Below are 19,316 nucleotides of genomic sequence, written 5' to 3'. Positions count from 1 at the left end.
CCTCCTTTGGTTAGGAGAGCCTCGGCTCCCTTCCTATCTACACGTCGATCACGGCGCGGAGGAATCGACATCGCGTCCTCTCTATTTTCGCGCCTGCCCTTTCCTATCCCTTCCAATTGCGGAGAGTCCGAGGCCATTCAGCCGAAAAAGGCGTTCAGCTCGGCCGCGATCCGTTTCGGCTGGAGCTTTTTCGTATGCCCGAGCCCTTTGGCGCTGCATAGCGCCGCCGATGGAAGCGCGGCCGCGATCGCTTCCGCTCCCCGCCGAAGGGCGGCCGGGCTTTCCGTGCCGGCGAGCACGAGCGTCTCCGTCGTCACGGCGCTCCAGTCATCCGCTCGGAGCGGCTTTCCGTCCATCCAGCCGGACATGAGCTCCGCGTCGTAGGGCAGCGTGTGCGCGACCGCGAGCAGCTTTTTCCATACGCCGGGCATCATCCGCATCATCTTCACGACGAACGCCGGAGCGCCCAGCCCCTCGGTCATGAAATAACGCACCGCCTCCGCCCGGTCGCCAGCGGCGGCAATCCTCCGCGTCTGCTCCTCGAAGTCCGCCGGCGGCCGCCGGTCCTGTTCCCCGACGATGAAGGGGGGCTCGTGGAGCGCAAGCTTCGCGATGTCCGCTCCGCCTGCGGCCGCCCGCAGGGCGATCATCGCACCGGAGGACAGCGCCCATACGCAGGCCGCCTCCCCGGCCGCCGCCAGCACGGCCTCCAGATCCTCGACCTCGCGCTGCGGGGCGTAGACGGCCGCATCCCCGCTGTCTCCTCTTCCCCGGCGGTCATAGTAGTAGACGGTATAGCGGTCGGACAGCAGGCGGGCCAGCTCGACCTGGTCCGGGAAGCTCCGGTAGCTGAACGCTCCCGTCACGAGCACGACAGCCGGTCCCTTTCCTGTCTTTTCATAAGCGATGCGGGTTCCGTCCTTCGAAATGGCGATGTTCATGATCATTCTCCTTCATGCGGATTGGTGGCCTTTATCTACACGACGAACAGGAAGCGGACGAATCGACAGCCGTGCCGGATTTTTTTCATCCACATGTGGATAAGCTCTCCGCAAGGGGGCGATTGCGCTTTTCCACAGCTCTCCGTGGATACGCCGCCAGCTGTCCACAGGCCGGCCTTCGGGCGCGCGCATGCATGGGGAAAAGCAAAAAAAGCCTTTCCCTTTCGGGAAAGACTTTTGCGCTCGAAACGTTTGCCGGGCTTATACGATGAGGAATTCCGCCTTCTCCTCGCACAAGTCACATTTTACCGGCGGGTCCCAATTCGCGAAGTGCGTCTCGTTCAGATCCACCATGTCCGGCGCATCCTCGTACTCATCCACGAACTTGTCCAATGCCAGCTCAATATGTCCCTTGCACACGCAATACATTCGATGACCTACCCCTATTCTCATTCCTGAAATGATGTCGATTACCGCCATTATACCACAAAAGCGGGGCCGGCATCCCGCCGGCGACCCGCTTTCTCCTACTCTTCCTCTTCGCTCTTGTCCTGCAGCTTGAACGTCACCGCATCCGGCTTGCCGTCGCGATAGAACGTCACCTTGATCTTGTCGCCGATGCGCTTTTTGCCGTACAGGTACTTGCGCAGCTCCATCGTGCTGCCGATCGGCTGATCGTCCAGCTTGGTGATGACGTCGTTGAACTGCAGGCCGGCCTCGCTGGCCGGTCCGACCGACTCCAGCACGATGACGCCCGAGGTGACCTCCGGCGGCAGCTTCGGACCGCCGGGCGAGGTCGGCGTCTGCGCCGCGGCATCGCCGTCCTCCGCGTCCGGCACGCCGCCGCCGAGCCCCTGCTGGGCGTAATAGGACGCCAGGTCGAGCGTGTACACGCCGAGATAAGGGCGAGGAACCGCGCCGGTCTTCATCAGCTGATCGACGATCGGCATGACGTTGTTGACCGGAATGGCGAAGCCGACCCCTTCGACGCCGATGTCGGAGATCTTCATGCTGTTGATGCCGATTACCCGGCCCTGCATGTCGATCAGCGGCCCGCCGCTGTTGCCCTGGTTGATCGAGGCGTCGGTCTGGATGACCTCCTGCTCCCAGTCGTAGTTGCCGTCCTGGCTGAGCGACACCGGGATGATCTGCTTCGTCTTGCTGACGATGCCCATCGACAGCGAGTCGCCGAGGCCGAGCGGATTGCCGATCGCCATGACCATCTCGCCGGACTGCAGCTTGGCGGAGTCGCCCATCTCGGCGATCGTCTCGATGCCTTCGCCGTCGATCTCCAGCACGGCCAGATCGGTGATGTAGTCGCCGCCGACCAGCTTGGCCGGACGCGTCTCGCCGTCGATCAGGACGACCTTGAGCCCGGCCGCGCCGTCAATGACATGGTTGTTGGTGATCAGATACGCCTTGCCGTCCTTCTTGGCGAAGATGACTCCGCTCCCGACGCTGGCCGGGTGCAGCTCGGCGTCCTGCGGCGCGTCCTCGCCGTCCTGCGGCTGCGGCTGGAACGCCGCCTGCTCGTTGACGACGCTCACGACCGCCGGACGCACCTTGGACGAGGCGGCGACGGTCTGCTGGATCGCATCGCCGGGGGCGACGAGTCCGCTCGCCGCCGGCGTCCCCGCCGTCTCGACCGCGGCCTCCGGGCTGCCGCCGCCAAGGGCGAGCGCCAGCGCAAGCACGATCGCGGCTCCCGAGGCCCCGGACAAGAGGGCGAGCCGGCCGGCTCCCCAGTCCTTGCGGCTGCGCAAGGGGAATCCGGACATCTGCTTGCGGCTGGTCTTGCTGGCGCGCCGGGAGATCTTTGTCGAATAGAACTCATCCTCGAACAAACCCATGATACCCGCTCCTCCCGTGGTTTGCGCACGCGTTCGATTGCTCTATTTTCTAAGCATACGTGGCTGCTTCTGGTTCGACTACAGGATGTTTTTTCTCTTCTTGGAATGATTTCGGAAGATGCGTCTAGAATAATGATAGGGCGAGCCTAGGCTCCCCTTTTAGACGGAGGCGAAAGCTCAAATGTTGCAGCGTGACGCCGATAAATCCACTATGTAGCGCTGCCTGCCCGCTCATCCAGCCGATACCGGGAAAGGAAGAAAGCCGATGGATATAAAGCTCATTACCACTCCGGACGCCGCTCCAAGCGCCTGGAACCAGGTCGCGGTCATGGGCAAGCTCGGAGATCTGAGCGATACGCAGTACCGGACGCTGCTGGCGCTCAGCGCCATGCTGGAGCTGCTCGTCGACAAGGGCATCCTCACCCGCGAGGAGCTTGAGCAGAAGTCCGCTCAGCTCGAGGCCGGCGACAGCGAGCCGCTCAGAGCGCTTTCCGCTTTATTTGATCCCATGGAGTAGGCTCGTACGGATGCGTGTCCCGCAGCGGATGCTCGTCCTTGCGGAAAAAGTGCCCGCGGTCCTCCAGCACGCCGTTCACCGTCAGCCTCGCCAGATCCATCAGATTATGGTTGAGGCTCAGATGCGCGAGGTAGACCCGCCTCGTGCGGTCGGTCATCAGCTCGCACAGCGCCTCGCCGGCCGCCTCGTTGGACAGATGGCCGATGTCGCTGAGGATGCGGCGCTTGATGTTCCACGGGTAGCGGCCCATGCGCAGCATCTCGGGGTCGTGGTTGGACTCCAGCACGAGCACGTCGGAGTCGATGATGCTGCGCCGCACCAGATCGCTGACATACCCGAGGTCCGTCGCGAGGCTCAGCTTGTAGCCGTCGTCCGTGAACGTATAGCCGACCGGCTCCGCCGCGTCATGCGAGATCGGGTACGAGCGGACCTTCATGCTGCCGAACCGCATCTCCTCGCCCGTGCCCATCACGATCCGCCGCTCGGGCGGCACGTGGGAGGCATGGCGTTCCAGGGCTCCCCATGTCGCCTCATTGGCGTACACGGGCAGCTCGTATTTGCGCGCGAGGGCGCCCAGGCCCTTGATATGATCGGAATGCTCATGCGTGATGAGCACGGCGTCGATGTCATGGCCGGCGATGCCCCGGCTGCTCATCAGCTCTTCGAGCTTCTTGAGGCTGTGCCCGGCATCGACGAGCACCGTCTTGTCCCCGCTCTGCACGACCGTCGCATTGCCGGTCGAGCCGCTGGCCAGCACGGTAAATCGGAATTCCATTCTCCTTGCCTTCCCTTCCATGGCCCGCAAGGCCATCCAAGCCCTTAAAGTCCCATTGTACCATTGTCCGTCCGGCGTCTCTACAGTCTGCTGGAAATTTCGCTAGAAAAAAGGAGCCGTCCCGACCGGTCCGACTCGCGGACCAGGGGACGGCCGTTTTGTTTTGAGGATAGCAGCCAAAACCGCTATTGGAAGCGGAAAGAGGCTCCGTCACCGGAGCGGTTCTCGCTCCGCGCACCGGCGGCTCCCTCTCCGCTGCGAGCCTCGCTCCGCCTGCCGGCGGCGGTTCCGCTAGCCTCCCGATGCCGGCGAAGGCTCCGGCTTGTCGATCAGCACTTCCCCGCTGGACGCCTGCAGATAGATCGAGCTGCCGTCCTCCATCAGGATGCGCCAGGACGGCGTCGACACCTGCGTCTCCGAATCGAACCGCTGGCCTTCCTTGTAGCCGAGCCGGATCTCCTTGATCGCGGCTCCGTCCGGCATGTACTTCTCGACGACCTCCGGGCGGATCGCCCGCGAAGCCGGCAGCACCGGCTGCGGCCGCTGGCCCTCGTCTGCCGGCAGCAGCTCGATCCGGTCCTGGCGGTAGCCGGTGATGCGCTGATCGCTGTAGTACAGCTCCAGCCTCACGTTGAACATCGGCCGGCCAGCCTCCATTCGGTACAGCACGAACTTGCGGTCGTCGAGGCCGAGCGTGTCCAGCTCATACCGGTCCAGCTCCGGGATGACTCCTCCCAGCGCCTTGAGCAGCTCCTCCCGCTGGAAGACGACGCGGCTGTCCACCGGCGTCTCGAGCGGCGTGATGCCTTCCGGCTCCCCGCCGCTGGTCACGCCCGGCTCCGCGACGCCGCCGTCCGGCTGCTCCGCGCCTGCGCCGCTTTCCGCAGCGCCAGCCTTCGACCCTGCGCCAGCCGATTCGGCGTCAGACGCCGGCGCTCCCGCCCGTCCGACGTACCGGTACGTCAGGTCATGCAGCTCCGGCGTCTCCTTCGGGATGACGCCGGAGAACGCGACGCGCTTCGCCTTCAGCGCCGCCAGCGTCTCCGGCGACAGCTCGGCCGAGTTGCTTCTCGGCTGCACGCGCTCCCGCACATCGCCCCACAGCTGATAGCCGAGCAGCAGGTTGAGCAGCAGAAACGCCAGGATCAATACGCTCTTCGCTCTACCCCAATCCACGGGCCGCTCCTCCTTCCTCTACGCGCGCCGCTCCGTCGCCTTGCGGCGGCGATGGAGTCGGCGCCGCGCCGGCTTCGCCGCCGTTCTTGGCTCCGCCGAGCGCCGACAGATTCTCGCGCGGCAAGGCGGAGCCGTCGAAGCCTTCCTCAAGCGGCCCGGCCAGCGCCTCCTCCGTGCCGTCCGTCAGACGCACCGCCCACACCGGCAGGAAGCGCAGCTGGCCGTCCTCGGCCTGCTCCGCCTTGACCGCCGGATAGAGCGCCTCGATTTCGGAGCGCCTCGAATAGGCCGCGAGCGACTGGTCGAGACGCTGCCCGCCCGGCAGCCAGCGGGCCGACTTTTGCGCGGGCGACGGGTTGAGCGTGATGAGCGAGCGCTCATAGGTCGTTACGGAGCCTTGCTGCACCGTCAGCCGGATGAAGCCGAACCGGAAGTCCGCCGAAGGGACGACCGGCAGGACGCGATTTTCGCCGAAACGGAAATACTGCCGGAACAGCAGCGCATGCTGCTCCTCCGCCGTCCCCTGGCCCGGCCGGGGCGTCTGCCCCGCCGATCCGCCCGCCGCCGCGTCTGCGCCGCCCAGCGAGACGAGCTGATGCAAGCCGTCCCAGCCGCCATGCTGGTTCACGAACTGCATGGCGCTGCTCATGCTGCCGGCCGGGTTGCTGCGCGCTTGCCCGCTGCCGCTCAGCGGCGCGGCCGGATCGGTGTAGCTGATCCATTGGCCGTTCTGCTCGACCTGAAGCGCCCTTTTGCCGTCCGTGTACACCTGGGAGCCGTCCCGGTCCTTGATCATGCGCGTCGTGCCGGGATCGATGAACAGGTTGCGCTGCAGCAGATCGGCCGAGTACGACTGATAGCCGATCCGCGCTTGCGCCGCCTCCACCGGCTGCCGGGGCACGTACAGCCCGTAGGCGTCCGGCTCGTACGGCGTCCAGTATTCGCCGAGGCCGACGTCGTCCTCGACGTCCCGCACGGTCAAGTCGGCCTGAGTCGCCTCGTAGACAACGCCGCCGCCCGCGCTGAAGAAGAAGGTCCGCACCTCCTCCGTGCTGCTGCTGCGGAAGATCCAGATGCGGTCGACCGTATCGCCGAGGAAGCTCTCGTCGCTGCTGTCGAGCTGCAGCATCCGCGACAGCAGCGTCACCGGCAAGCCGCTGCCGAGCCGCAGCTCGAGGCCGAGGTTGTTGTCGCGGATCTCGCTCCAGCGCACGACCGTATCGGCCATCCGCTGGAAGCCGCGGAACTCCCGTCCCTTGAGCTTGCTCATGATGAGGTTGTAGAACGGCAGGTCGCCGGGATTGAGCACCGTATGGCTGCCGTTGCCGAAGTGCAGGACAAGCTGCTCGGGGAACAGCGTCTCCTCCGTCTTGCTCGCCTGCCCCATCTGCTCGGTGCTGACGTAGTTCTGCGCGGTGCGCACGGCCGCGCCCGGCGTGCTGTAGGCGAGCATGTAGCTCTGCACGAGGCTGAGGGCGACGAGGGCTGCGAGCGCGATCGTCTTGAGCCTTTCCTTCATGTCGGCTGCTCCCCCTTCTGCTGCGGCTGCGGCAGGATGAACGTCACCGTCGTGCCTACGTCCAGCTCGGACTCCAGCGTTATCGCGCCTCCGTGCGCCTTGATCATTTCCCGGGCAATCGAAAGCCCGAGGCCGGTGCCGCCCATCTCTCGCGAGCGGGCCTTGTCGACCCGATAGAAGCGGTCGAAGATGCGGGCAAGGTCGCGCTTCGGAATGCCGATGCCGGAGTCCTTGACGCTGACGGCCAGCGCCCCGCTATCCTGCAGGCCGGCCGACAGCTCGATGCGCCCGCCCTCGAGCGTGTACTTGATCGCGTTGGACATCAGATTGTCCAGCACCTGATCGATCTGATCCCGGTCGAGCACGGCCTTGCCGACGCGCCGGTCGACCTGGACGACGGCGCGGATGCCTTTTTTGCGCATCTGCACCGAGAACCGGTCCGCCACCTCGTCGAGCATCTCGGCGATGTCGGTATCGCGGCGGCGCAGCGTCGACTGCTGGGAGTCGAGCCGCGACAGATGCAGCAGGTCGGTGACGAGCCGGATCATCCGCTCGGTCTCGTTGCGGATGACGCCGACGAAGCGGTCCGCCAGCTGCGGCTCCGCGAGCGCTCCGTCGCCGAGCGCCTCGGCATAGCTGCGGATCGTCGTCAGCGGCGTGCGCAGCTCATGCGAGACGTTGGCCACGAACTCGCGCCGCGACTGGTCCAGCTTCTCCTGCTCGGTGATGTCCTGCAGCAACGCGATCGTGCCGGTGATGCCGCGGTCGCGGCGGTGGATCGGGCTGAGCGTGACGCGCAGCACCCAGCGCTCCTCGCCGTCCGGCGACTCCTTGACGAGCACGGCGGCGAGGCCGCGCGAGGCGCGCAGCGCCTCGAGCCGCTCCTGCGGCAGCTCCAGCACGTCGGTCAGCGGGCTGCCCTCGCACTGGTCGACGCCGAGCAGCTCCAGCGCGCGGCGGTTGGACACCATCACCGTGCCGCGCTCGTCAGCCGCGATGACGCCGTCGCTCATGTTGGAGAGGACCGACTGCAGCTTCTCGTTCTCCTCCTCGTTGACCGACAGCGCCTCCCGCAGCCGCTGCGTCATCTCGTTGAACGCCTCGCTCAGCCGTCCGATCTCGTCGTCCGCGAGCACCGGCACCTGCTGGTCGAAGCGTCCCTCGGCGACCGCCTCCGCCTGACGGGTCAGCCCCTTGATCGGGCTCGTGATCGTATGCGCCAGCACGATGCCGAGCACGCCGGTCAAGCCGAGCGCGATCAGCGTGCCGGAGACGAAGATCTGGTTGACCCGGTCGACCGTGGCGTTGACCTCGGTCATGCCGGCGACGATGTAGACCGCTCCGATGACGCGGTTGTCCGGCGATTGGATCGGCTGGGTGATGATCTTCTTGCGCACGTTGTCCTCGTCGAGGATGTCCTGCTCGTTGTCCGGGATGCCCTGCAGCGCCTGGCTCACCATGAGCGACGTGTTCTTCTTGCCGATGTAGGCGCTGTACGCGTCCGACGTCGCCAGCACGCGCCCGCTCGAGTCGAGCACCTGCAGCTCCGCGCCGGTGCGGCTGAACAGGCTGTTCACGTAGTCGGACAGCGAGATCGCGCCTTCCTCGGCTTCGCCGCCGGCGAGCGAGCCCTCGGACAGCTTGTCCGCGGCGAGCACCGCGAGCGCGCGCGCCTGGTCGTTGAGGCTGTTCGTGAACGTGTCGGTGAGCGAGCTTTTGACCGTGCTGACAAAATAGACCGCGATCAGCTGGATCGAAATCAGGATGAGCAGCATGTAGATCGCGATCAGCTTGACTTGGATCGTGCTGAACCAGCGCCTGCCCTTCATCCGCCGCCCAGTCCTCCCTGCTTCGGATTGCGCATCAGATAGCCGAGGCCGCGCCTCGTCAGGATGTACTCCGGTCGGCTCGGGTCGTCCTCGATCTTCTCCCGCAGCCGGCGGATCGTCACGTCGACCGTGCGCACGTCGCCGAAGTATTCGAAGCCCCATACCGCCTGCAGCAGATGCTCGCGGGTCATTACCTTGCCGCTGTGGCGGGCGAGGTAGTAGACGAGCTCATACTCGCGATGCGTCAGGTCGAGCGGCTGCTCGTCCTTGTAGACGACGTACATGTCCGTATCGATGAACAGGTTGAACAGCTTCAGCCCCTGCTTGTCCGGCTCCGCCTCGGCCGCGCCTTGCGCCGCGCCGGCGGCCAGCGCCTCGCGCGTCTTCTGCGTGCGGCGCAGATGCGCCTTCACGCGCGCCAGCAGCTCCCGCGTGCCGAACGGCTTCGTCACGTAATCGTCGGCGCCAAGCTCCAGGCCGAGCACCTTGTCGATCTCCGTGTCCTTGGCCGTAAGCATGATGATCGGCGTCTGCAGCCGGGTCCGCACCTCGCGGCAGACGTCCATGCCGTCCTTGACCGGCAGCATGAGGTCGAGCAGGATCAGGTCCGGCTCCTCCTCGAAGGCCGCCCTCACCGCTTCTCCGCCGTCGAAGGCGCAGATGACCTCATAGCCTTCCTTCTCCAGGTTGAACTTCAATATGTCCGCTATCGGCCGCTCGTCGTCGACCACGAGAATTTTGCCCTGCATCGTTGCCGTCCGCTCCCTTCCTCGCTGCAGCCCCTGCCCCCTGCCTGCGGAGCGCCGCCTTCTTTCTCCTTAGTTTACCACAGCCGGCAGGCGCTCCGCTTCGGGTCCGGCCCTTCGAGGCCCCGAGCATCAAAAAAGCGCGGCCTCGGAAGGCCGCGCTCGCGATAAGAAAAAAGGAGTGCTGCTTACAGGTATTTCAACGGATTCTGCAGGGCGCCGTTCTTGTAGATCTCAAAATGCAGATGCGTGCCGGTCGAGCGTCCCGTATTGCCCATGACGCCGAGCTTCTCGCCGCGCTCGAGCGTATCGCCGACGCCGACCGAGATGCTTCGCAGATGGCCGTACAGCGTCTTGTAGCCGTTGCGGTGGTTGACGATGACGACGTTGCCGTAGCCGCTCTTCGTGCCGGCGAATTCGACGACGCCCTCGTCGGCCGCCTTGATCGTGCTCGAGCCGACCAGGTCGATGCCCTTGTGCAGCCGGCCCCAGCGGGTGCCGTACGTGCTCGTGATGCGGGCGCCGGAGACCGGGTAGCTGAACGTGCCGCTGCCCTCGCCGACGACCTTCGTGCCGCGCACGATGATCTTCGGCACCGACTTCGCGAGGACGTCGATGCTGACGAGCTCCTCGCTCATCTTGTAGCCGTTCTGCTTGACGACGGCGTAGGTGAGCCGCTTCGAGCCCGCCTGGCCTTCCTGGATCACCTTGGACTCGCCCTTCTTGAGCGTCGCCTTGTTCTGGATGATGACCTGCGGCTCGGTCGTGATGATCTCCGACTGGCTCTCCGTCGTGACGACGTTGATCGCCGGCTTCTGCACGGTCAGGTCGATGACGTCGCCCGCCTTGATGAGGTCGTCCTGGATCGACGGGTTGTTCTTATAGATGACCTCGGGCGAAATGTCGAATTTCGCGGCGATGCAGCCGACGCAGTCGCCGGGCTGCACCGTGTACTTGGTCGCGGTCTCCGTGCCGCCGCTCAGCAGGCGCAGCAGCTGGTCCTGGCCGAGCACCTCGGACGGATCGAGCTCGGTCGGCTCGACCTTGACCTCCTCGGCGAACTTGACGCCGCTGATGCGGTTCACCGGAGCGGCCGCCGCCTTGGTCGCGGTGGACAGCGTCGTCACCTGCGGCTGCGCGCTCTTCATGCGGGACGGCGGAGCATACTTGTCCTGCAGCTGCTTGAGCACCGCCTTGGCGGTCGCCTCGTTTTTCACGACGCCGATGACCTTGCCGCCGACGATCACCTCCGTGCCGACCGCGGTCGACGTGAAGGAGGAGGCCAGCTTGTCCAGCGCCGCCTGCGTCTGCGGCTCGCCCTTGTACTCCCGCACCTCCTCGTAGGAAATGACGCCGGTATGAAGCTTCATCTCCAGATTCGGGTACGACTGCTTGAGCTTGGCCGTCTCGCTCTCGACGAGCTCGTCGACCTGAGCCGGATCCTCGACGGTGCCGACGGCTTGTCCGTCGAGCAGCACCTTATAGTAACTGTACGTGTGGGCGTTGATATATTGCTTCGTTCCGATCGTCGCTGCGACAGCGAGGACTGCGATCGCGACCGCGGTGATCAGGAGGATTCGGATCCAGCGCCTTTGCGAGGGCGGGTCCGGAAAAGATGGATTCGAGGGGTGCTCGTTCGGCTTAAAAGCAATCATCTTCAAGGTGTGCTCCTTCTGTCGTATGCTCGCTTGCTTCGGCTTCGTTCCCCGTGCTTTTCGCCTCCGGCAGCCGCCGTCGGCAAAAAACGACGAATCCTCCCCTGAGGAAGAATTCGTTTCTTACTTTACCATAGCCCGTTTTGCCCGTTCAACCGCTTCTCGGCCACAGCGGATTAAACTTTTTTCAGAATTGATCGACAGGATGCGACAGGCGCTGATTTCTAGACGATCGAGCCGGGAGGCAGGCTTTGCGGCAATCGGTTATGGAACCCTTGCCTGCGAATCCGCTTCCATAATTGGGGGATGCTTTGCATGAGCTTGGCGCAGCCTGGGGTCGGGCTTCAGCAGGGGAAGCGGTCAAGCCGAAAACGCCTCCGAAACGGAGGCGTTCGACTTTAGCAATACTGAGTATTCTAAAGGATTACTTATCCTTTCGCCTACATGTTCTGCGGCTGCATTTTCCAGGAAGGAAGGGCATCCGGCTCGCTCCGACTGCCTGGGGATGGCGCCGGACTCGTCCCGGATACCGCCGGATCGGTCTCTTCCGCTCCCGGACTGGGAACGGGAGAGGACGACGGCTGCGGGCCCCCCGAAGAGGGTCCCGTCGCTCCCGGCTCCGCTTGCCCGGACGGCCAGCCGTCGTCCAGGCCGCCGGCGCCGGAAAGCCCGTCGGCTCCGCCGGTGCCGGAGGAGCCGCCTCCGCTTTCTGGCCAGCCGGACGAAGACGGCCCGCTGACGTCCGGAGCTTCCGACCCTTCCGGCTGCCAGGCCGGATCCTGCGCTCCCCCGTCGGTCGCCGACGGATCGGCCGGAATTCCGCCAGCCGCCGGATCTCCATCGCCGCTGCCGCCTTGAGGCGCAGGTGTCGCCTCGCCGGCTGGAGACGGCGACGGCTCCGGTGGGCCTGTCGGCGCAAAGGCCGGCTCGGCCGCCGAATCGGCTCCCCACAACGCCCCCCATACCCCGCTCATCGACATCGGCTGCATCTGCAGCGGGATGTGGAACTGCTTCAGCAGCACCTCCACGTAGCTGGTCACGATATACCCGGTCGTCCAGATCGACAGCACGCTTACGAGCAGCGCGCCCGCCGCCAGCTTTCCGAGCCAGGCGGCCGTCTTTTTCATGTTCATGGAATGAGTCCTCCTCCCTCGCTCTGCTGCTCTCTATCAGTATGGGCAAGGGCGCTGCGACGCATTCTCTCTATTTTTCCGGAACAAAAAGAGCCGCCGCTTCCGGTAGGGAAGCAGCGGCTCGGCCGAAGCGGCCTATTCGTAGATCGGACGGACCGGATTCGTCTGCTCGCGGTTGCGGCCGACGGAGAAGATCGCGATCGGGATGCCCGTCAGCTCGGAGACGCGCTCGACGTAGCGGCGCGTATTGGCCGGCAGGTCGTCCAGCGTCTTGGCGCCGGAGATGTCCTCGTTCCAGCCTGGGAGCTCCTCGTAGACGGCCTCGCATTCGGAAAGCAGCTTGAGGCTGGCCGGGTAGTGCTCGATGATCTCGCCGCGCAGCTTGTAGCCGGTGCAGATCTTGACCGTCTCGAGGCCGGTCATGACGTCGAGCGAGTTGAGCGACAGCCCGGTGATGCCGCTGACGCGGCGGGCGTGGCGGACGACGACCGTGTCGAACCAGCCGACGCGGCGCGGACGGCCCGTTACGGTGCCGTATTCATGGCCGGTCTCGCGGATCTGGTCGCCGATGGCGTCATGCAGCTCGGTCGGGAACGGGCCGTCGCCGACGCGGGTCGTATAGGCTTTGGCGACGCCGATGACCTGCTGGATTTTGGACGGGCCGACGCCCGAGCCGATGCACACGCCGCCAGCCGTCGGATTGGACGACGTGACGTACGGATAAGTGCCTTGGTCGATGTCGAGCATGACGCCCTGCGCGCCCTCGAACAACACGCGCTTGCCGGTGTCGATCGCGTCGTTCAGGACGACCGAGGTGTCCGTCACGTACGGACGCAGGCGCTCCGCATACTTGAGGTAGTCCGCCAGGATGGCGTCGGCGTCCAGCGTCTCGCCGCTGTACACTTGCTGGATGACATGGTTCTTCTCGGCGACGAGGCGGCGCAGCTTGCTCTCGAACTCCTCCGCGTCCATCAGATCGGCGATGCGGATGCCGTTGCGGGCAGCCTTGTCCATGTAACAAGGGCCGATGCCCTTGCGCGTCGTGCCGATCTTGTTGTCGCCCTTGCTGTCCTCCTCGAGCCCGTCGAGCACGAGATGGTACGGCATGATGACATGCGCGCGGTCGCTGATTTTCAGGTTCTCGGTGGAGAAGCCGTTTTCGTGGATATAGTCGATCTCGTCGAGCAGGGCAGCCGGATTGATGACCATCCCGTTGCCGATGACGCAGGTTTTATTATGATTGAAAATGCCGGATGGAATCATCGTCAGCTTGTATTTCTTGTTGTCGATGAGAATGGTGTGACCGGCGTTGTTGCCGCCTTGATAACGGGCGACCACTTCCGCGCCGTCGGCCAGATAGTCGGTAATCTTGCCTTTTCCTTCGTCTCCCCACTGCGTGCCGACAACAACAACCGTAGACATGATCATACCTCCGCTTTGCTTGCTTGGAATTTGCTGCTTTTATCGTTCTCATCCGCCCGGAATGCCATACGGCGCTGTGACACGTTACCACGCGCAAGTACGGAGGCGGTCCGAAAGCAGCAATCCCAGTGTATCAGCCCTGCCATGGCATGTCAACTAGAAAGGCGAACAATCCTTGTTAGGGAAGAATCATTGTTCGGAAAATAGACGTTTTCCGGTCCGCATGCGGCCCCGGCAGCGAGAGAAGCGAAAAAACCGGCCGGGTCCAGAAGGACCGGCCGGTTGGATCGAGTGCCTATGATGCCGGGTCGTGAGTTCGACTGATCGTACTCATGAGATTATGATGCCGGCTCGTGAGTTCGACTGATCGTACTCACGAGATTATGATGCGGGCTGTGAGTTCGACTGATCGTACTCACGAGCCTATGATGCTGGCTCGTGAGTACGATCCAAGCTAACAAATTTATTGAAATTCTTGAGGAAAGCGAGCTCCACCGTGCCTACGGGACCGTTACGCTGCTTGGCGATAATGATCTCGATGATGTTCTTCTTCTCGGTTTCCTTGTCGTAGTAGTCGTCCCGGTACAGGAACGCGACGATGTCGGCGTCCTGCTCGATCGAGCCGGATTCGCGAAGGTCGCTCATCATCGGCCGCTTGTCCTGGCGCTGCTCGACGCCCCGGCTCAGCTGCGACAGCGCGATGACCGGCACCTCGAGCTCGCGCGCGATCTGCTTGAGCGTACGGGAGATCTCGGAAACCTCCTGCTGGCGGTTCTCCCCGGCCTTGCCGCGGCCCTGGATGAGCTGCAGGTAGTCGATCAGGATCATGCCGAGGTTGCGCTCCTTCTTGAGCCGCCGGCATTTGGCGCGGATGTCGCTGACCGTGATGCCCGGCGTATCGTCGATATAGATCTCCGCCTCGGACAAGGCGCCGATCGCCATCGTCAGCTTTTCCCAGTCGTCGCCCTCGAGGAAGCCCGTCCGCATGCGGCCGGCGTCGACGTTGGACTCCGCGCACACCATACGCTGCACGAGCTGCGCCGCGCTCATCTCGAGCGAGAAGATCGCCACTGTCTCGCGGGCGCGCACGCCGACGTTCTGGGCGATGTTGAGCGCGAACGCCGTCTTGCCGACAGAGGGACGCGCGGCCACGATGATGAGGTCGCTGCGCTGGAAGCCGCTCGTCATCTTGTCGAGATCGACGAAGCCCGACGGAATTCCCGTCGATCCGCCTTTGTTCGTATAAAGGAACTCGACGCGCTCGAACACTTCCATCAGCACGTCGCGGATGGAGACGAAGCCGCTGCTGGAGCGCCGGTTGGCGATCTCCATGATGCGCTGCTCCGCCTCGCTGAGCATGAGGCCGATGTCGTCCGTCGCCCCATAGCCGTCGGAGACGATCGTCGTCGCCGTGCGGATCAGGCGCCGCAGCATCGACTTCTCCTCGACGATCTGGGCGTAGTGCTCCACGTTGGCCGCCGTCGGCACGACGCTCGCCAGCTTGGCCAGGTAGCTGACGCCGCCGACCTCCTCCAGCTGCGAGCGGTCGCTCAGATAGGCGGTGAGCGTCACGAGGTCGATCGGCTGATTGTTCTCGCCAAGCTCGATCATCGCCTCGAAGATGAGCTGATGCGAGCTCAGGTAGAAGTCCTCGGGGCGGACTTTTTCCATCGCCGTGATCAGCGCTTCGGCCTGCAGCAGGACGGCGCCCAGCACGGCCTGCTCGGCTTCGAGATTTTGAGGGGGGACCCGGTCGAACATCAAGCCGTCTTGACTCATCCCGCCTGCGCCTCCGTTCTCATTCTTCGGCCGCCTGGACCTTCAGCTTGCCCTTCACCTGCGGGTGCAGCTTGACGTCCAGATTCGTGAAGCCGAGCGAGCGGATCGGCTCCGGCAGCTCGAGCTTGCGCTTGTCGAGCTTGATGCCCTCCTGCTTCTCCAGCGCCTCGGCGATCTGCTTGGTCGTGATCGCGCCGAACAGCCGGCCCCCTTCGCCGGCCTTCGTCCGGACGACGACGGTGACCTGCTCCAGCTTGGCGGCCAGCGCCTCGGCGTCGGCCTTCTCCTGAGCCTTGCGCTTCTCCTCCGACGCCTTCTGCATCTCCAGCGTCTTGATGTTGCCCGCTTCCGCCGGTTTTACGAGGCCTTTCGGCAGCAGGAAGTTGCGGACGTACCCTTCCGATACTTCCTTGACCTCGCCGCGTTTGCCCTGTCCCTTTACATCCTGCAAAAAGATGACCTTCATTCGAACAACCCCTCTTCCTCATGAATTTGCTGCAGCACGCGCTTCAGCTTCTCTTCGACATCCTGGACGCTGCCCTCCTGCTGGCAGGCGGCGTTGGTCAGATGGCCGCCTCCGCCCATGCGCTCCATGACGACCTGCACGTTCATCTGGCCCAGCGAGCGGGCGCTGATGCCGACGAGGCCGTCCTGGCGCTCGCCGATGACGAACGACGCGTAGATGCCCGTCATGTTGAGCAGCGTATCGGCCGACTGCGCGATCAGCAGCTGCGAGTAGCGCTTGCCCGGCTCCGTCACCGCCAGCGCGACATGGCCGTACAGCACTTCGGCATGCTTGATGATGTCGGCTTTCTTGAGATATTCCTCCAGATCCTCCTTGAGCATCCGCTGCACCATCGCGGTGTCCGCTCCGTTGCGCCTCAGGAACGAGGCCGCTTCGAACGTGCGCGCGCCGGTCCGCAGCGCGAAGCTCTTCGTGTCGACGGTGATGCCCGCGAGCAGCACCGTCGCCTCGCGGATGTCGAGCACGAGGCGGTCATGGATATATTGGAGCAGCTCCGTCACGAGCTCGCATGCCGACGAGGCGTACGGCTCCATGTAGACGAGCACCGCGTGGCTGATGAACTCCTCGCCCCGGCGGTGATGGTCGACGACGACGATCCGACCGGTCTGGCTGAGAATCCGGGGCTCCTTGAGCATCGAAGCCTTGTGCGTGTCGACGACGACGACGAGCGTGCGGCCGTCGACGAGCGCGAGGCTCTGCTCCGGCGAGATGAAGCGGCGGTACAGCCGTTCGTCCTCCTTGATCATCTCCATCATCTTCTGGATCGCGGGATTGATTCCCTCGAGCACGATGTACGCTTCCTTGCCGAGATGGGACGCCATCTTGGCCACGCCGACGGCGGCTCCGATCGCATCCATGTCCGGCATCTTGTGCCCGACGATGACGACCTTCTCGCTCTCGCGGATCATGTCCCGCAGCGCATGCGCGACGACGCGCGCCCGCACCCGCGTCCGCTTCTCGACGGCGTTGGACTTGCCGCCGTAGAAGCTGGTCCGCTCGCCGACCTTGACCGCCGCCTGATCGCCGCCGCGGCCAAGCGCCATGTCGAGGCTGACCTGCGCCCACTGGCCGAGCTCCTGAATGCTGGACGCCCCGGCCGCGAAGCCGATGCTCAGCGTCATCGGAATCTTGAGGTCGCCGGTCATCTCCCGCACTTCGTCGAGGATGATGAACTTGGACAGCTCAAGCTGGCGCAGCGCCTGCTGATCGGTGATGAGCAGGAACCGGTCGGAGTTGAGCCGCTTGAGATACAGGTTCTCTCGCTGCGACCATTCCGTAATCTCGGACGTGACGCGGGAGAGCAGCGTCGTGCGCTGCTGATCGTCCATCGACTGGGTCACCTCGTCGAGGTTGTCGATGAAGACGATGCCGAGCGCCGGCTTCTCTTCCTCGTACTGCTTGGAGAGCTGCCACATCTCCGTGATGTCTCGCACGTACAGCAGCTTTTCCGCCGGACGATAGAGCAGCTCGTAGATGTCGGCTCCGATCGCGATCTCCATCTTGCCGGGCCGGTCCTTGGCCTGCGCCAGCGTCGGGAACAGCTCCATCAGCGGCACGCCGATGACCGACTCCTCCTCCATCATGCTCGCTACGAACGGATTATGCCATTCCACGACGCGCTCATCATTGAAAAGAATAATGCCCAAAGGCAGCTCGTGGATGACCTCGCTCCCGACTTTTTTGATGCGGTAGGACATCGTCCCGAGATAGTTCTTGAACTCGCGGCGGAACGCCCTCTCCGCCATGTACGTGTAGAAGCCGCAGCCGGCCGCCAGCACCAGTCCCGCGATGCCCAGAGCCAGATTGTAGGCCATCAGCGCCGCGGCGATCAGGACGAGGGCGGCCGCCCATGCGATCCCGTGCATGCCATGCCAGCGCTTGAGTAGATTCCTAGGCATAAGTCACGCCCCTGTTCAAGGTTTCTGGAACGACTTGCGGATCGGAAACGCCGCGTCCAGCACGCCGATCAGACTGAGGGGCGGGAACAGCAGCACGAGAAATCCGATGAAGGCCGGCACGCCCTTCGGCCAGCGCTTCTGATGCGCCAGGAAGAAAAAGAAGCCGATCGTCTGGACGGTGAAGACGAACCGCAGCAGCGGAACGAGATTGGCCACTGCCGTCGTCAGAAACGAGCTGTCTCCCGCCGGCACGATCAGCTGGAGCAGCAGCGCGATCAGGTAATACGTCACGAGAATGCGCGGCACCCGCCACTCGCGGGCGGGCGGCATGCCGGCCGGATGCAGGCCGTAGGCGCGCAGCGCGATCCTCGATCCGTACTGGGCGACCGCCGTCAGCAGGAAGGCCGACAGCAGCAGCGCCTGCGGTATGACCTGCACGGTGGAATCGACGAGCTGGTCGACCATGTCGGCCGTCCACAGGTCCTTCATGACCCCTTCGCTCGCGACCCGGCTCGCAGCCGAGCGCAGCTGGTCCTGCAGCGCGCCGATGACCGACAGGTCCAGCACGAGATCGAACAGCACCAGCTCGAGCAGCACGATCGCGACGAGGCTGACGAGCACCGCCGTCATCCGCGAGCGTACGGGCTTGCCGGTACGGTAATAATGGCCCATGACGATCGAGGGCACGAGAAAGAACAGGCCGACGATCAGCGGAGCCGGTCCGGCCACGAGATAGACGATCAGCCACACCGGAATCAAATGGGCGGCGAACATGCGCTTGGAAAGCGTCGTGTAGAGCACGACATATGGAACCATCAGCAAGGCGATGGTCAGAACGTTCAGCAGCGGCACTCCGATCGAGAGCAGCAGCAAGAGAGCGGCGACGCTCCAGAGGATGGATTTCCCATCGGTTTTCAAAAGCCCGTTCACCTCAAATCTGCGATTCCTCTTGGCCCGACCTAGGCATGGCCGGCCAGAAGCTTTACCACCCATTATACCACAAATCCAAGGCCGGCAAGCGAGCGGAAGGCGCCTTGGACGGCGCTGCCGAAACGAAAAAAACCGGATTTCCGCCGATGCGGAAATCCGGTTCTACGCTATTCCTTTACGGCGGCCGTCTCTTCCTTGCCCCGGAAAAGGCCCTTGGCGCAATAATCGATGATGTCGCTCCGGCGGACGATGCCGATGAACCGGTTCATGTCGTCCACGACCGGCACGAAGTTCTGCATCTTGGCCAGCGAGATCAGGTCCTCCATGTTGGCGTCGATGCGCACCGGCTTCAGCCGCACGCGCATCGGCACCTCGGAGAGGCTGACGCGATGCGTCTGCTCGAAGCTGAGGTTCTCGTTCTTCATGAACCAGAGCAGATCGCCCTCGGTGACGGTAGCCGCGTAGCCGCCCTTGTCGTCGAGGATCGGCACCGCCGTGTAGCGATGATGCTCCATCTTCTCCAGCGTCTGCCGCAGCGTAGCTTCCTGCGTGAGCGTGATGACTTCCGCTTTGGGAAGAAGGAAAAACGCAATGTTCATCTTGGCCTGCACTCCATTCTC

The 19,316-nt window shown here is 64.1% G+C and carries 17 protein-coding genes; 1 reads left to right on the top strand and 16 read right to left on the bottom strand.

Annotated features, from left to right (window positions below; translation table 11 throughout):
- Positions 1–137 precede the first annotated feature (137 nt).
- The 3 genes from H582_RS0107410 to H582_RS0107400 all read right to left on the bottom strand — a co-directional run bounded on the left by H582_RS0107410 (position 138) and on the right by H582_RS0107400 (position 2,791).
- Positions 138–941 carry an alpha/beta fold hydrolase gene (locus tag H582_RS0107410; RefSeq protein ID WP_028598036.1) on the bottom strand — a complete coding sequence of 268 codons (804 nt, stop codon included), beginning with the start codon at positions 939–941 and terminating at the stop codon, positions 138–140.
- Between the two features lie 261 nt (positions 942–1,202).
- A complete protein-coding gene (locus H582_RS30770) occupies positions 1,203–1,370 on the bottom strand; it encodes a CxxH/CxxC protein (RefSeq protein ID WP_084136798.1) in 168 nt (55 codons plus the stop codon).
- 98 nt (positions 1,371–1,468) lie between these two features.
- Positions 1,469–2,791 carry a S1C family serine protease gene (locus tag H582_RS0107400; protein WP_028598035.1) on the bottom strand — a complete coding sequence of 441 codons (1,323 nt, stop codon included), beginning with the start codon at positions 2,789–2,791 and terminating at the stop codon, positions 1,469–1,471.
- Positions 2,792–3,056: 265 nt separating this feature from the next.
- Here H582_RS0107400 and H582_RS26460 point away from each other — a divergent pair, with 265 nt between their 5' ends.
- Entirely contained in the window at positions 3,057–3,308 is a 252-nt protein-coding gene (locus tag H582_RS26460; RefSeq protein WP_052333049.1) for a hypothetical protein, read from the top strand.
- On the opposite strand, the gene H582_RS0107390 is transcribed toward H582_RS26460, so the two are convergent.
- From H582_RS0107390 to H582_RS0107330, 13 genes are all read right to left on the bottom strand, one after another.
- Positions 3,271–4,083, bottom strand: coding sequence for an MBL fold metallo-hydrolase (locus tag H582_RS0107390; protein ID WP_028598033.1), 813 nt, complete (start codon positions 4,081–4,083; stop codon positions 3,271–3,273). The two genes, H582_RS26460 and H582_RS0107390, sit on opposite strands and share 38 nt — an antisense overlap.
- Before the next feature lie 291 nt (positions 4,084–4,374).
- The gene (gene yycI / locus H582_RS0107385; RefSeq protein WP_028598032.1) at positions 4,375–5,259 is read right to left on the bottom strand and encodes a two-component system regulatory protein YycI; all 885 of its coding nucleotides are present in this window, start codon (positions 5,257–5,259) and stop codon (positions 4,375–4,377) included.
- Entirely contained in the window at positions 5,246–6,778 is a 1,533-nt protein-coding gene (locus H582_RS26455; protein ID WP_052333047.1) for a YycH family regulatory protein, read from the bottom strand. The genes yycI and H582_RS26455 overlap by 14 nt, the downstream gene beginning before the upstream one ends.
- Positions 6,775–8,607, bottom strand: coding sequence for a cell wall metabolism sensor histidine kinase WalK (gene walK, locus H582_RS0107375; protein ID WP_028598031.1), 1,833 nt, complete (start codon positions 8,605–8,607; stop codon positions 6,775–6,777). The genes H582_RS26455 and walK overlap by 4 nt, the downstream gene beginning before the upstream one ends.
- Entirely contained in the window at positions 8,604–9,356 is a 753-nt protein-coding gene (yycF, locus tag H582_RS0107370; RefSeq protein ID WP_028598030.1) for a response regulator YycF, read from the bottom strand. The genes walK and yycF overlap by 4 nt, the downstream gene beginning before the upstream one ends.
- A 185-nt stretch (positions 9,357–9,541) precedes the next feature.
- Positions 9,542–11,008, bottom strand: coding sequence for a M23 family metallopeptidase (locus H582_RS26450; protein ID WP_052333046.1), 1,467 nt, complete (start codon positions 11,006–11,008; stop codon positions 9,542–9,544).
- A 440-nt stretch (positions 11,009–11,448) separates the two neighbouring features.
- Positions 11,449–12,141: a hypothetical protein gene (locus tag H582_RS0107360; RefSeq protein WP_028598029.1), complete on the bottom strand. Its 693-nt coding sequence runs from the start codon at positions 12,139–12,141 to the stop codon at positions 11,449–11,451.
- A gap of 135 nt (positions 12,142–12,276) precedes the next feature.
- Complete coding sequence (locus H582_RS0107355; protein ID WP_028598028.1) at positions 12,277–13,563, bottom strand: adenylosuccinate synthase; 1,287 nt, start codon at positions 13,561–13,563, stop codon at positions 12,277–12,279.
- Positions 13,564–13,986: 423 nt separating this feature from the next.
- Positions 13,987–15,342, bottom strand: a complete 1,356-nt coding sequence (gene dnaB, locus H582_RS0107350; protein ID WP_028598027.1) for a replicative DNA helicase — start codon at positions 15,340–15,342, stop codon at positions 13,987–13,989.
- Positions 15,343–15,361: 19 nt separating this feature from the next.
- Complete coding sequence (rplI, locus tag H582_RS0107345; protein ID WP_028598026.1) at positions 15,362–15,808, bottom strand: 50S ribosomal protein L9; 447 nt, start codon at positions 15,806–15,808, stop codon at positions 15,362–15,364.
- Positions 15,805–17,766 carry a DHH family phosphoesterase gene (locus tag H582_RS0107340; RefSeq protein ID WP_028598025.1) on the bottom strand — a complete coding sequence of 654 codons (1,962 nt, stop codon included), beginning with the start codon at positions 17,764–17,766 and terminating at the stop codon, positions 15,805–15,807. The genes rplI and H582_RS0107340 overlap by 4 nt, the downstream gene beginning before the upstream one ends.
- A gap of 15 nt (positions 17,767–17,781) precedes the next feature.
- Entirely contained in the window at positions 17,782–18,684 is a 903-nt protein-coding gene (locus H582_RS0107335; protein WP_028598024.1) for a DUF2232 domain-containing protein, read from the bottom strand.
- A gap of 179 nt (positions 18,685–18,863) precedes the next feature.
- Positions 18,864–19,295, bottom strand: coding sequence for a CBS domain-containing protein (locus tag H582_RS0107330; protein WP_028598023.1), 432 nt, complete (start codon positions 19,293–19,295; stop codon positions 18,864–18,866).
- Between the last annotated feature and the right edge of the window lie 21 nt (positions 19,296–19,316).

Source organism: Paenibacillus pasadenensis DSM 19293, assembly GCF_000422485.1.
In the GTDB taxonomy this organism is placed as follows: domain Bacteria; phylum Bacillota; class Bacilli; order Paenibacillales; family Paenibacillaceae; genus Paenibacillus_O; species Paenibacillus_O pasadenensis.
This window is presented reverse-complemented; position numbering and strand designations above follow the sequence as displayed.

Excerpts from the sequence above, each read along its gene's own strand:
- rplI (WP_028598026.1), bottom strand. The coding sequence starts at position 15,808 with ATGAAGGTCATCTTTTTGCAGGATGTAAAGGGACAGGGCAAACGCGGC.
- H582_RS0107330 (WP_028598023.1), bottom strand. The coding sequence starts at position 19,295 with ATGAACATTGCGTTTTTCCTTCTTCCCAAAGCGGAAGTCATCACGCTC.
- dnaB (WP_028598027.1), bottom strand. The coding sequence starts at position 15,342 with ATGAGTCAAGACGGCTTGATGTTCGACCGGGTCCCCCCTCAAAATCTC.
- H582_RS26460 (WP_052333049.1), top strand. The coding sequence starts at position 3,057 with ATGGATATAAAGCTCATTACCACTCCGGACGCCGCTCCAAGCGCCTGG.
- walK (WP_028598031.1), bottom strand. The coding sequence starts at position 8,607 with ATGAAGGGCAGGCGCTGGTTCAGCACGATCCAAGTCAAGCTGATCGCG.
- H582_RS0107410 (WP_028598036.1), bottom strand. The coding sequence starts at position 941 with ATGAACATCGCCATTTCGAAGGACGGAACCCGCATCGCTTATGAAAAG.
- H582_RS0107360 (WP_028598029.1), bottom strand. The coding sequence starts at position 12,141 with ATGAACATGAAAAAGACGGCCGCCTGGCTCGGAAAGCTGGCGGCGGGC.
- yycF (WP_028598030.1), bottom strand. The coding sequence starts at position 9,356 with ATGCAGGGCAAAATTCTCGTGGTCGACGACGAGCGGCCGATAGCGGAC.
- H582_RS26450 (WP_052333046.1), bottom strand. The coding sequence starts at position 11,008 with ATGATTGCTTTTAAGCCGAACGAGCACCCCTCGAATCCATCTTTTCCG.
- H582_RS26455 (WP_052333047.1), bottom strand. The coding sequence starts at position 6,778 with ATGAAGGAAAGGCTCAAGACGATCGCGCTCGCAGCCCTCGTCGCCCTC.
- H582_RS30770 (WP_084136798.1), bottom strand. The coding sequence starts at position 1,370 with ATGTATTGCGTGTGCAAGGGACATATTGAGCTGGCATTGGACAAGTTC.
- H582_RS0107340 (WP_028598025.1), bottom strand. The coding sequence starts at position 17,766 with ATGCCTAGGAATCTACTCAAGCGCTGGCATGGCATGCACGGGATCGCA.
- H582_RS0107400 (WP_028598035.1), bottom strand. The coding sequence starts at position 2,791 with ATGGGTTTGTTCGAGGATGAGTTCTATTCGACAAAGATCTCCCGGCGC.
- H582_RS0107390 (WP_028598033.1), bottom strand. The coding sequence starts at position 4,083 with ATGGAATTCCGATTTACCGTGCTGGCCAGCGGCTCGACCGGCAATGCG.
- H582_RS0107355 (WP_028598028.1), bottom strand. The coding sequence starts at position 13,563 with ATGTCTACGGTTGTTGTTGTCGGCACGCAGTGGGGAGACGAAGGAAAA.